General features: G+C 39.7%; 12 protein-coding genes, 1 tRNA gene and 1 riboswitch. Of the genes, 10 read left to right on the plus strand and 3 right to left on the minus strand.

The window, feature by feature from the left end; genetic code table 11:
- The first annotated feature begins 108 nt into the window (after window positions 1-108).
- The 3 genes from F4V44_RS21830 to F4V44_RS21840 all read left to right on the plus strand — a co-directional run bounded on the left by F4V44_RS21830 (window position 109) and on the right by F4V44_RS21840 (window position 1,059).
- A tRNA-Cys gene (locus tag F4V44_RS21830) sits at window positions 109-182 on the plus strand.
- Between the two features lie 234 nt (window positions 183-416).
- Window positions 417-677: a hypothetical protein gene (locus F4V44_RS21835; RefSeq protein WP_150442129.1), complete on the plus strand. Its 261-nt coding sequence runs from the start codon at window positions 417-419 to the stop codon at window positions 675-677.
- Window positions 678-852: 175 nt separating this feature from the next.
- Window positions 853-1,059, plus strand: coding sequence for a hypothetical protein (locus F4V44_RS21840; RefSeq protein WP_150442130.1), 207 nt, complete (start codon window positions 853-855; stop codon window positions 1,057-1,059).
- Window positions 1,060-1,129: 70 nt separating this feature from the next.
- Here F4V44_RS21840 and F4V44_RS21845 read toward each other — a convergent pair whose 3' ends face one another.
- Window positions 1,130-2,248, minus strand: coding sequence for an NAD(P)/FAD-dependent oxidoreductase (locus tag F4V44_RS21845; RefSeq protein WP_150442167.1), 1,119 nt, complete (start codon window positions 2,246-2,248; stop codon window positions 1,130-1,132).
- Window positions 2,249-2,319: 71 nt separating this feature from the next.
- A complete protein-coding gene (locus F4V44_RS21850) occupies window positions 2,320-3,993 on the minus strand; it encodes a glycerol-3-phosphate dehydrogenase/oxidase (RefSeq protein ID WP_150442131.1) in 1,674 nt (557 codons plus the stop codon).
- Window positions 3,994-4,165: 172 nt separating this feature from the next.
- Between F4V44_RS21850 and F4V44_RS21855 the strand changes: the two genes are divergently transcribed.
- The 7 genes from F4V44_RS21855 to F4V44_RS21885 all read left to right on the plus strand — a co-directional run bounded on the left by F4V44_RS21855 (window position 4,166) and on the right by F4V44_RS21885 (window position 11,553).
- Complete coding sequence (locus tag F4V44_RS21855; RefSeq protein WP_150442132.1) at window positions 4,166-4,546, plus strand: CidA/LrgA family protein; 381 nt, start codon at window positions 4,166-4,168, stop codon at window positions 4,544-4,546.
- On the plus strand, window positions 4,518-5,210 hold the full coding sequence (locus F4V44_RS21860) for an LrgB family protein (RefSeq protein WP_150442133.1): 693 nt from the start codon (window positions 4,518-4,520) through the stop codon (window positions 5,208-5,210). The genes F4V44_RS21855 and F4V44_RS21860 overlap by 29 nt, the downstream gene beginning before the upstream one ends.
- A gap of 142 nt (window positions 5,211-5,352) precedes the next feature.
- Complete coding sequence (locus F4V44_RS21865) at window positions 5,353-5,823, plus strand: S-ribosylhomocysteine lyase (RefSeq protein WP_150442134.1); 471 nt, start codon at window positions 5,353-5,355, stop codon at window positions 5,821-5,823.
- A gap of 205 nt (window positions 5,824-6,028) precedes the next feature.
- Window positions 6,029-7,543: a DHA2 family efflux MFS transporter permease subunit gene (locus F4V44_RS21870; protein WP_150442135.1), complete on the plus strand. Its 1,515-nt coding sequence runs from the start codon at window positions 6,029-6,031 to the stop codon at window positions 7,541-7,543.
- 167 nt (window positions 7,544-7,710) lie between these two features.
- Window positions 7,711-7,892: riboswitch (Lysine riboswitch) on the plus strand.
- Between the two features lie 163 nt (window positions 7,893-8,055).
- A complete protein-coding gene (locus F4V44_RS21875; protein WP_150442136.1) occupies window positions 8,056-9,639 on the plus strand; it encodes a Na+/H+ antiporter NhaC family protein in 1,584 nt (527 codons plus the stop codon).
- Between the two features lie 143 nt (window positions 9,640-9,782).
- Window positions 9,783-10,130, plus strand: a complete 348-nt coding sequence (locus tag F4V44_RS21880) for a nitrous oxide-stimulated promoter family protein (protein WP_150442137.1) — start codon at window positions 9,783-9,785, stop codon at window positions 10,128-10,130.
- 151 nt (window positions 10,131-10,281) lie between these two features.
- The gene (locus tag F4V44_RS21885) at window positions 10,282-11,553 is read left to right on the plus strand and encodes a LysM peptidoglycan-binding domain-containing protein (protein ID WP_150442138.1); all 1,272 of its coding nucleotides are present in this window, start codon (window positions 10,282-10,284) and stop codon (window positions 11,551-11,553) included.
- A gap of 91 nt (window positions 11,554-11,644) precedes the next feature.
- On the opposite strand, the gene F4V44_RS27585 is transcribed toward F4V44_RS21885, so the two are convergent.
- Window positions 11,645-11,788, minus strand: coding sequence for a hypothetical protein (locus tag F4V44_RS27585; protein ID WP_191090805.1), 144 nt, complete (start codon window positions 11,786-11,788; stop codon window positions 11,645-11,647).
- Window positions 11,789-11,798 lie beyond the last annotated feature (10 nt).

Below are 11,798 nucleotides of genomic sequence, written 5' to 3' on the forward strand. Positions count from 1 at the left end.
AGGTCTCCAAAACCTTTGGTGTGGGTTCGATTCCTACTACCCCTGCCAAATGATTATGGCGGCTGTGGCCCCGACTTCGCGGGTTCGAATCCAACTGGTCCAGTTTTCGGCGGCATAGCCAAGTGGTAAGGCAGAGGTCTGCAAAACCTTTACCACCGGTTCGAATCCGGTTGCCGCCTCCATCCCATATATCAGTTTTGAGGAAATTACACTTTATAAGATATCGATTTTTGAAGTGTGTAAAAAGGTTCGAATACGTAAATAGATAATACCCTTTAATTTTAAGGATTCACGAACACCTTCATTATTCTAGTGAGGGTTTTTTTGTATAGAAGGAAAGAATGAATCTATAGTTGGCATGAACAATAGGGAACTATGGTAAGAGTAATTAATAATAACTTAAGGAGGAAATGATGATGAGCTGGGAACGTAAAGCGCTTGAAAGAGTCATTGAATTGTTGGTGGAGAAAGACAAAGATTTTAAAGTGCTGAATGATCATTTGTATGATTTAGGAATTGTGGTTAATAAGAACAGTTCTGCATATGAAATTTTAAAGGATATAATGGATTGGGAATCAATGCCTATCAACCTTGCCTCAGTTCAAGCACAAAATAACTCAAAAGAAATTTTTGTAAAAGATGCTCTAAAATACATAGAAGAAAAATTCAATAAGTAAAATAAAATGATTTATTAGGACAAACAGAGTATCATGAACCTAAAAAAACGATATAGTATAATAACTGTTAAATAAATAACTGCAGAGATCATTCTTGAAAGCCCTTAATTTTAATAGAAGCATGTTCGAGGAGCGTATGCACTAAACTACACTGGTGCAATACAAGGAGGAAAGCATGCTAGGTATATTAGGTGGACTTTTAGCAGCTTGGTTACTGACCTTGCTTGGGGTTCATTCGTTTATTATTACTGGTTTGTCTGAACTATTTCATTTGAACCTTACTATTGCGGGATATTATGTGCTGTTCGGTTTATTGGGATTCATTTTAGAATTAATGTCATCAAAAAAGAAAATTAGGTTTAAACGGAAAAGAAGAAAATAGGAATTAAGTAAAAAGCTTGCATCTGCCAGAATTAGCTGCAAGCTTTTTTAGTCTTCATTTTGGGTAAAAGTTAGTCTCCCAATGCCCCTTCAACAGAATAATTTTCTAAATCAATTTCCAAATCGAGTCCAAGTGCAAGCTTAGCTAATTGGAATCCTAGAAATGGACCAACGGTTAATCCGGATGAGCCCAATCCGTTTGCTACTAAGATTCCCTTCCAGCCTGGCAACGGTCCGATAATAGGAAGAAATCCTGGTGTAAAGGGGCGAAATCCGACCCTTGTCTCTAAATAACCTGCTTCTGACAAACCTGGAGCTGTTTCCAACGCTTTAGTGAAAATCTCGGATAACCCGCCAGCTGTAACCATGGTATCAAAAACATCTGTATCCTCATGAGTAGAGCCAGCAACGACTCTATTATCATCAAACGCTAATAGATACAAGGTTCCAGGAGGCATAACAACCGGCTGCTTGCCGCTATTTTCATCCTTTACTTTTAAGTGGGCGATTTGAGCCTTTTGAAATCTGACTTTTAGATCCACTCCTAAAGGACTAAGTATTTGCGGTGCCCAAGCTCCTGTACATATGATGACCATATCTGCGGTCATTTCTTTCTGGCTCGTTCTAATTCCTGTTACGCGGGTTCCCTGGAACAGTAATCTTGCTTCGTCATAAATAAGTTCAGCCCCGTTTTTTTGAGCAGCCCTGAGCAGGGAATCTCTAAGTGCCCGGCCGTCAACGCGTGCACCCCCGCTGACATACACAGATGCGTATTCAGCATCAAGTGCAGGGAATAATTGTTTTGTTTCCTGTGAATTGAGACGGGCAACCTCACCAATCTCAGGAGCATCCTGACGTCTGACCAGAGCCCGTTCTGCCATTTTTTCTAGTTTCTTCTCATCCTTATGTAAACTGATTGCACCGACCCGAGAATATCCCGTATGTATTTCTCCATCCTCTTTTAGTTCATCGATGAAGTCTGGATAATACCGAGCCCCTGCTTTGGCCAGTTCATACCAGGCTTTATTGCGGCGCTGGCTTAACCAAGGGCAGACAATTCCTGCAGCAGCATCTGTTGCCTGCCCTTTGTCTTTTCGATCGACAACGATGACTTGAGCTCCTTTTTTGGCCAATTGATAGGCAGTCGAAGCCCCCAAAATGCCTGCTCCTACAACAATAATTTTTTGCATCATAATCCCTCCTTGTCCTATTATTTAAAAAAAGAGTGTCGCAGCACCCTTTATACTGTCCGACAGATTAGCTATATATCTGACTCCAATGCATCTGTCAGATTCTGTATTTGTTTTTCAAGCTCTAAATGGAATTGTTCTTTTTTCTCAGCGCTCCAGCCAAGCTTTTGGCTCATTAGTTCTATAACAGGTGTTCTCCATTTTTTTACCCATTGTATTTGAAAAAGTAAGGCTCCTGTCCTCCGCAGAAAAAAGTCAACTGGTGTGTAAGCATACTCGTTTTCCAGGCTGTACATTACTTGTGCATATAGCGCAAGCGGCAGTTCAGATGCTTCAGCTTCATTTTTATTCTTTTCCATTATCTCATAAACATCATCAATGTTTGAGCCATATCTTTTGATAAGTAAATAAGCTTCATCTGTATTTAGTCCAAGCTTCAGTCCCTGATTAAGTTTCTTTTCGATAAAAGCAGGGAAGTTTTGTGCTCCGCCAACAGAGCCGCCCGAAATCGGCAACCGCTTTGTTTGGCAGGGAGGAAACGCAGCTTGAGCTTCTTTATGAAATTCTTTAGCAAGAGTATCTACAATTTTTTCAGCCATTTTGCGATAGCCGGTCAGCTTTCCTCCAGCAATTGATATTAATCCTGATGGTGAGGTCCAAATTTCATCCTTTCGTGAAATTTCAGAGGGTCCTTTGGAAGGTTCGTGAATAAGGGGTCTTACACCTGCCCAGCTGGATTCAATGTCATTTGCTTGTATATTTAAATCCGGAAAAATATAATGAATCGTATCTAGGAGATAATCACAGTCGCTGACTGTCATTCGCGGGTTTGTCAAATCCCCGTTGTACGGTGTATCTGTTGTGCCGACATAGGTCTTTCCATCCCGAGGAATCATTAAGACCATTCGTCCATCAGGAGTGTCAAAATAAAGTGCCTGCTGCAGCGGAAAAACACTTTGGTCAAAAACAAGGTGAATGCCTTTCGTTAAAAATAAATGCTTATCCAGTAGTGAACGGTCTTGTTCTCTCAATCTATCGACCCAGGGACCGGCTGCGTTCACAATCTTTTTTGCGTGAATTTCACATTGCTGTCCATCCAGTTGATCTTCTATATAAACTCCCGCAAGCTTTTCGTTCTGATAGATAAAATTTGTTACTTTTGCATAATTCATAACGAGTGCGCCTTGGCTGGCTGCTTCTTTCAGTACTTCAATCGTCAATCTGGCATCGTCGGATCGGTATTCAACGAACAAGCCCCCGCCTAATAAGCCATCCTTTTTAAGTTTGGGCTCGAGTATCAGCATTTCTTCTTTACTTAACATGCGGCATCGTTCAGACTTTTTGACCCCTGCTAGAAAATCATATAGTCTTAGCCCCATGGAAGTGGCGAATATTCCAAATCCGGTGTTTTTGTAGACGGGTATCAGCATTTTTAGTGGAGTTGTAACATGTGGTCCATTGTCATAGACAATAGCCCGTTCTCTCCCCACTTCAGAAACGAGTTTCAATTCGAATTTTTTTAAATAACGCAAACCTCCATGGATTAATTTGGTGGACCGGCTGGATGTCCCAGCGGCAAAATCCTGCATTTCAACAAGTGCCGTTTTCATTCCCCTGCTTGCCGCATCTAATGCAATACCAGCGCCGGTAATTCCTCCGCCTATAATCAATAAATCAAACTCCTGGTGTTCCATTTTCTCTAAAATTTGTTTTCTATTTAAACTGGAAAAGGTTTCGCTCATCATGTATCCCTCCGTTAAAGAAAATATAATACAAGAATATTAGGGAATCCCTATGCTATAATAGAAAGAGCCTAATTTCCTTGCAAAATTAGGCTCTTTTGTCATCATGAATATTCATCGCTTATGTTAAATCTTATTATGAATGATGCTAGTCTTATGTAGGAGTGACAAGGATATGAAATTTATCTTGCAGCTTTTTTTTATCTGGTTGATTTACGCTGTATCAGATGTAATTGTCAGGTTCCTAGATTTACCTATCCCTGCGAGTGTGTTTGGTATGATTTTATTATTTATACTGTTAGTAAGCGGGATAATAAAGGTACAGCATATTGAGAAGGCAACTACCTTTTTAAATAAACATCTAGCTTTCTTTTTCATTCCTTTTGCGGTAGGGTTAATGAATTATGGGGGACTTATACACGCAAGCGGCATTCAATTGCTGATTATGATTGCTGCCAGCTCAGTTATTGGTCTTCTTGTTACTTCAGGATTGACGCAGTTTCTAGCAAGAAGGGCGGTATCTAAGCATGAACAATCTCAGTCTAACTCTCATTAGTATCGGATTGACGATTGCGGTATACCTTGGTGCGAAATGGTTATCTGTAAGAGTGGCATCACCGTTTACGACACCAGTATTAACTGCAACGGTTGTGATTATTACCATACTTCATTTTATGGGTGTATCCTATGAGCAATACACACTTGCAAAGGATTGGATGACATTTCTATTAGGACCTGCAACGGTTGCGCTTGCGGTGCCAATGTATCAGAATCGGCAAGTGATTATGGAAAATTTAATTCCGGCTTTATTTGGTTTGTCCATTGGTACCATTTCAACAATTATTTCTGCTGTATGGTTCTCGAAAGCACTCGGTTTATCGGAAACAATCCAGGCGACGTCGGCTGTGAAGGCTGTAACAACGCCAGTTGCTATTGAAACCGTGACACTTGTGGGTGGAGACCCTGCACTTGCAGCAGCCTTTGTTGTCATTGCAGGTGTTTTTGGTGCCATTTTAGCACCTATGATTTTAACACTAACAAAGATTTCGGATCCTTTTTCTCGGGGTCTTGGCATCGGAACCATCTCACATGTTATTGGTACGACCCAGGCAGTAAGAGAAGGACCCATTCAAGGAGCAGTTTCAAGTATGGCGATGGGGTGCGCGGCAATCCTTACGTCAGTTATTCTGCCTTGGCTTTATCCGCTTATTCAGCTATAAGTTATAAGACACATGTATATGATATAATTTAGAGAGCTCTTATAAATTATGGCTGCATGGTGAATCGGAATAGTTTAGAGAAGCTAATAGATAGATTACATTTAAATTAAGATTATGCATGTTAATGAAGGAGTGATAGATAATGGTTAAAAAAATGAATGTAGAAAGCTTTAATCTTGATCATACAAAGGTAAGGGCGCCTTATGTTCGTCTCGCTGGTGTAAAGACCGGACAAAATGGAGATGTCATTCATAAGTATGACGTTCGTTTGAAGCAGCCGAATAAGGAGCATATGGAAATGCCTGCTCTTCATTCACTAGAACATTTAATGGCTGAAAATATTCGTAATCATACAGACCAGGTTGTGGATGTAAGTCCTATGGGCTGCCAGACCGGCTTTTATTTAACAATGATTAATCATGATAATCATGATGAAATTCTAGATATACTGGAGAAAACCTTAAAGGATGTTCTCGAAGCGGATGAAGTGCCGGCATGTAATGAGGTTCAATGCGGCTGGGCGGCCAGCCACAGTTTAGAAGGAGCAAAGGACCTTGCAAGTGAAATGCTGGCAAAGAGAAATGAATGGCAAGATGTTTTTGGAGAAGAATAATAATATTGAGATAATGAAAAGCTGCTTTCTGTTGGAAGCAGCTTTTTTCTTTGTCCAAGGAAGGTGTTCTTCTTCGAAGAAATTATATTGATATATATAATTCATGGATATTTTGTATTGCAATACCTAAACTACTGGTATATGATGATTTCCTGTGTCACGAACCGTTCATGATGTGAACAAATTGTAATTAGGGGGAACAAACATGGACCAAACAATGAATTCTGACCGCCCTCCCTATGGATTGATTGCAGTTCTGCTGGTCGGTGCTTTTATTACATTTCTAAATAATACATTATTAAATATTGCCTTACCTTCCATTATGAAGGATTTAAATATTGAGACTGCAACTGTTCAGTGGTTAACAACTGGTTTCATGCTGGTAAGTGGGATTATGATTCCAACTACAGCCTTTTTAATTCGTAAGTACTCGGTTAGGCAATTATTTCTAACGGCAATGGGACTATTTACTGCAGGAACGATTATTGCAGGGATATCTCATCTCTTTTTCATTTTATTATTAGGTCGTATGGTTCAAGCTGCTGGAGCAGCCATCATGATGCCGCTATTAATGAATGTGATGTTAGTGAGCTTTCCGATTCACAAACGGGGAACAGCGATGGGGGTATTCGGCTTAATCTTAATGTTTGCGCCGGCAATTGGGCCTACCCTTTCGGGATGGATTGTGGAACATTATGATTGGAGAATGCTGTTCCATTTTATTACACCGATTGCTGCTATTATTCTTTTGGTTGGCTTTTTTATGCTAAAGGATAAAAAGGAGAAAGTGAATATCAGGCTTGATTCTTTATCAGTGCTTCTGTCGAGTATCGGATTCGGCGGATTACTGTATGGTTTTAGCTCTGCAGGAAATCAAGGATGGGATAATCCGCAAGTAGATATAACGATTGCAATCGGGGTTATTTCATTAGTTTTATTTATTTTGAGACAGGCTAAGCTTGAAGATCCGATGCTTAACTTTGGTGTATATAAGTATCCGATGTTTGCTTTATCATCCGTCATTACGATGATTATGAATATGGCTATGTTTTCCGGCTTTTTACTTTTGCCCATTTACGTTCAGACGATTCGCGGCATTTCTCCAATGGACGCTGGATTAATGCTGTTGCCGGGAGCCCTGCTTAACGCTGCCATGTCTCCTGTAACAGGGCGATTATTTGACAAAATCGGCGGCAGAATTTTAGCGATTACCGGATTAGCCATTACGGCAATTTCAACCTATTTATTCAGTCAGCTAACATTTGAAACAACCTATATGTATCTAGTCATTATTCATGCTATTAGGATGTTTGGATTATCACTTGTGATGATGCCTGTTTCAACAAATGGGCTAAATCAGCTTCCAAGACGGTTATATCCACATGGAACGGCCATGAATAATACGTTAAACCAGGTATCTGGAGCAATAGGCACAGCACTATTGGTTACGCTCATGTCAATCCGTACGGAAACGGTTATGTCTCGGTTAATGACAGATGCCATTCATCAAGGAGGAGCTCGGCCGACAGCAGAAGTGCAGCAGCAGATGCTTTCAAGTGCTACGTTAGATGGAATTAATTTTACCTTCTTTGTTAGTACCATTATTATTGCTCTCGCCCTGGTTTTGGCTTTCTTTATTAAAAGGGCAACACCGGCAGAGGACCGAATAGAAGGGAAGCCTGGGAAGATGAATCGTCTAACGAAATTAGCTGAGAATTAAGGGGGAGGTTAGGTAGGACAACCTTTGGGTAAGAGAAGAAAGGTATGTTCTTCGTAGTTTCTCCTGATAATACTTAGTTGGAATCAATTGGAGTCGCAATAGGTAGTGACAGAAAAACAACATCCTGTTATACTATTTTAGAAAAATAAAATATTACCTTATCATTCCGTTGGGGTAGAGGCGCGGTATTTATGAGTAGATTGTGTGAGGATGACAACAATGAACACAATGGAAAGGAAACACTGCCGAAGCAGTTGAATTTGTCAATGTTTAGCTGCTGGGGTTGCTCTAAATAAGAGCAGCACTGTCATTATGAAGGAAATCCTTCTAATGAAGAGCTACAGATCGTGGTGGAGAAACAGTTGCTTAATAATGGGCAGCAATAGATATTTCTCTATTGCTGCCCTTTTTATTTACGTACCTCGAGTAAGGAGGTAAATATAGAACATAAGTTAACTGCTCCTCTTCCTATGTCAAGTTCACCCCTCAATAATATGGAGGAGGAAACTGGAATGGAAAATACAATATATTCAATACTGCCGCCATTGTTGGCAATCGTGATGGTAGTAGCTACAAGAAAGGTACTTTTATCACTGGCAACTGGTATCGTTACCTCAGCATTACTACTGGCGCAATTCAGTATAGGAGAAGCGCTCTCTATTATGGCCGATGCTGTAAAAGCAATCTTTATTTCAGACGGAGCATTAAATACGTGGAATGTTTATATCATCATCTTTTTGCTATTATTAGGTATTATTACAGCATTTATCTCTATTTCTGGAGGCAGCAGAGCGTTTGGTGATTGGGCGATGAAGCGGGTGAAAACGCGCGCCGGTGCACAAATAGTCGGTGCAGTACTTGGTATTATTATTTTTATTGATGACTATTTTAATGCGCTTGCTGTTGGACAGGTTTCCCGTCCAATTACGGATAGACACAAAGTATCAAGGGCAAAGCTTGCTTATATCATTGATTCAACTTCTGCTCCGGTTTGTGTCATTTCCCCTGTTTCAAGCTGGGGCGCCTATATTATTGCCTTGATTAGCACAATTTTAGCAGCGCATGGAGTCACAGAATACAGTGCACTTTCAGCTTTTATTCAGATGGTTCCTATGAACTATTATGTGTGGCCAACATTGATTATTGTCTTTATTGTTGCTTTGCGAAAAATGGATATTGGACCTATGAAAGCCCATGAAGAGAGGGCTCAAAAAGAAGGACAGCTCTATAATCCTAATAAAACAATTCCGGGAGAGTTAAAGAATCCACTGCCGATTAGCAGTAAAGGTTCAGTAGGAGATCTTGTTTTACCTATTATCGCGCTGATTGTCGGTACTGTTGGGGCAATGTTCTGGACGGGTTCCCAAGCTTCAGAAGGAACGGCATCGATTCTAAAAATCTTTGAAAATACAGATGTTACTAAATCATTATTGCTTGGAGGCTTGTTTGGACTTTTTGTTACATTGGCTATGTTTGTAAGGCAGGCCGTTGTTTTACGCGGTGTTCCTGCAAATATTTTTACAAAAGGAATGGTGGAAGGAATCAAGTCGATGCTTCCGGCTATTTATATCCTACTGTTTGCATGGGCTCTTGTTGATTTAATCGGCAGGTTAGAAACAGGTGCTTATTTAGCTGGTGTAGTTGAAAAAACGAATTTTAACATATCTTTCCTTCCGTTAGTATTATTTGTTGTAGCTGGAATTATGGCGTTCTCAACTGGAACATCTTGGGGTTCGTTTGGAATCTTATTACCGATTGCAGGAGATATTGCAGCTTCAGCGGATATTAGTATTTTACTTCCTGCTATGGCTGCCGTTCTAGCTGGTGCTGTATTTGGAGACCATTGTTCACCTATTTCTGATACAACGATTCTGTCTTCAACAGGTGCAGGTTCAAACCATATAGACCATGTAATGACGCAATTACCATATGCATTAATCAGTGCAGGTATAGCTGTGGCTGGTTATATTGTTTTTGGCATAACAGGAAGCTCGATAGCAGGTCTTATTCTTGTTATCATCATTTTGGGTATTCTGTTTTTTATTAGTAAACCTAAACAAAAAGGTGTACAAAAAAATGCGGCAACAATTAAATAGTTTAAAAGGCTGACTCCTCTGGGGTCAGCTTTTTAGTTGAACTGTGATTTATATCAATCTAATCATTTTGATAATATGGTATGGTTTAAGTAGAATTGTAATTTCAATATAGTAAATATATTAAGAAGTGAGGGTTGTGAACGGTGACTATTGGACAAAAAAAAGTACTCAATAATGGGCCAAGAATCCAGAAAGAGAAAGAGACGGTCTCGAAAATGATTGAGGTCTATTGTCGGAAAAATCATCATCATCTCCACGAACTATGTGAAGAGTGCCAGGACTTACATCAATATGCTATGAAAAGATTATCATTTTGCCAGTTTGGGGAAGATAAAAGCTTTTGCTCCTATTGTCCAGTCCATTGCTATAAACCAGACTATCGCCAAAAAATTAAGGATGTAATGATTTTTTCAGGACCATGGATGCTGCTGTATCATCCGTTTATAGCTGTTAAGCATATTTGGCAGGAAAAGGTTACACATCGTCATTGATGATAGAGTAAGTAATAACAAATTTGAATTTGAAAAAAGTAACTTTATTCGCTGAAGTTACTTTTTTTGTGTTGAGTATGTTTGGGTGATTAGAGAATATATCATACCTTCAAAAAATAGAATGGAAAGAAGGTCAAAAGGAGGAAAAGGTATGCCAGTCCATGTTGTAAAAGATGGTGAAAGTTTATGGGCGATTTCCAGAAATTATAGCGTTCCATCGTCAACCATTGTCCGTCTAAATGGACTAACATCTGGTAATACAATCGTACCAGGACTTGCCCTTTATATTCCCGAAAACGGACGCCTATTGATTCGTGTTCATCAGGTAAAAGCAGGAGATACACTCTGGGGCATCGCTCGGCGGTACAATACGTCTGTTCCGGCTATCGTTAATGAGAATCCTAGTTTAGTGGTGTCTAATATCTTATCTGTTGGACAAATATTACGAATACCTTCACCGGTTAAGTTGGGTATTTCGACGTTAGGCTTTATTTTGCCGTTTTCGCTGGAAGCTTCCATTCAAAGCTTAGAGGCTGTTGCCGACCAATTAACATATTTAGCAGTCGCCGCTTATTCCTTAACAAATGAAGGATATGCGTTTATGAATTTAAATGATAGCGGTCTTGTGGAAAGATGCAGACAGCTTAACGTTATTCCATTATTAATGATTCGAAATCTATCTGACGGGTTTAATCCAGAATTGATTGGATCTGTACTGGGAAATCCAATGTACCGGAACCATTTAATTATAAGCCTTGTGCAGTTAGCCAAGCAAAGAGGCTACGAGGGAGTCAGTATTGATTTTGAGTTTATTCCTCCGGAGCGGAGAAATGATTTCATCCTATTTTTAAGAGATTTAAAGGCTCAATTAGGAGACTTGATTTTACATGTAAACGTACATGCAAAAAGTGAAGACCTACCCTTAAATCCGATAGTTGGCGGCTACGATTATAGAGCGATTGGAGTGATTTCCGATATAGTAGCCGTAATGACCATTGACTATGGTTATCCTACAGGGCCGCCGGATCCTATTGCCCCAATTGGCTGGGTTGAACAGGTCATCCAGTATGCGATTACACAAATCAATCCAAGAAAACTTCAAATTTCACTCCCTTTGTACGGATATGATAAGGTAGTTCCAAGTTATTTGACGACTGCTATGTCAGTTCAAAATGCACAAAACTTTGCTCTTTCAATGGAAGTCCCTATACAATACGACGTTGCTGCGCAAGCGCCATGGTATCGTTATTGGAGGGGGAGTGAAGAACATATAGTTTGGTTTGAGGATATTAGAAGCTATATAGAGAAATATAATCTAATGGACTTCTATCAATTATTTGGAACAACATTTTGGCAAATAGCCCTGCCTGCCCCGCAAAATTGGGCGTATATTAGGAATAATATCAATATAATTAAATTTTAAAAGGAATTTATGGCAGCTAATGAGGATTGGCTGCTTTTGTTAATTGGAAAGATTAAATTCGGCAGCCAATCGTAATTTTATTACATTACAGCTAGCCTTTTATTCCTTGCAGCCACTCCTGATAGCATTCTTCACACAAAAGTTCCTCTCTTTCTGTATTTGACACATGAAATGTAACATGATGAATTCCGTTTTCTTCTGTTTCATTTGTGCAGTAAAAGCATTGCTGTGACATGTGTATTCCT

Origin of the sequence: Niallia endozanthoxylica, assembly GCF_008710145.1 — a bacterium.
Classification (GTDB): domain Bacteria; phylum Bacillota; class Bacilli; order Bacillales; family Cytobacillaceae; genus Bacillus_BD; species Bacillus_BD endozanthoxylica.

Bases quoted from the DNA above. Each gene is read 5' to 3' on its own strand.
- F4V44_RS21855 (WP_150442132.1), top strand. From the start codon at position 4,166: ATGAAATTTATCTTGCAGCTTTTTTTTATCTGGTTGATTTACGCTGTA.
- F4V44_RS21875 (WP_150442136.1), top strand. From the start codon at position 8,056: ATGGAAAATACAATATATTCAATACTGCCGCCATTGTTGGCAATCGTG.
- F4V44_RS27585 (WP_191090805.1), bottom strand. From the start codon at position 11,788: ATGTCACAGCAATGCTTTTACTGCACAAATGAAACAGAAGAAAACGGA.
- F4V44_RS21860 (WP_150442133.1), top strand. From the start codon at position 4,518: ATGAACAATCTCAGTCTAACTCTCATTAGTATCGGATTGACGATTGCG.
- F4V44_RS21840 (WP_150442130.1), top strand. From the start codon at position 853: ATGCTAGGTATATTAGGTGGACTTTTAGCAGCTTGGTTACTGACCTTG.
- F4V44_RS21835 (WP_150442129.1), top strand. From the start codon at position 417: ATGAGCTGGGAACGTAAAGCGCTTGAAAGAGTCATTGAATTGTTGGTG.
- F4V44_RS21845 (WP_150442167.1), bottom strand. From the start codon at position 2,248: ATGCAAAAAATTATTGTTGTAGGAGCAGGCATTTTGGGGGCTTCGACT.
- F4V44_RS21865 (WP_150442134.1), top strand. From the start codon at position 5,353: ATGGTTAAAAAAATGAATGTAGAAAGCTTTAATCTTGATCATACAAAG.
- F4V44_RS21850 (WP_150442131.1), bottom strand. From the start codon at position 3,993: ATGATGAGCGAAACCTTTTCCAGTTTAAATAGAAAACAAATTTTAGAG.
- F4V44_RS21870 (WP_150442135.1), top strand. From the start codon at position 6,029: ATGGACCAAACAATGAATTCTGACCGCCCTCCCTATGGATTGATTGCA.
- F4V44_RS21885 (WP_150442138.1), top strand. From the start codon at position 10,282: ATGCCAGTCCATGTTGTAAAAGATGGTGAAAGTTTATGGGCGATTTCC.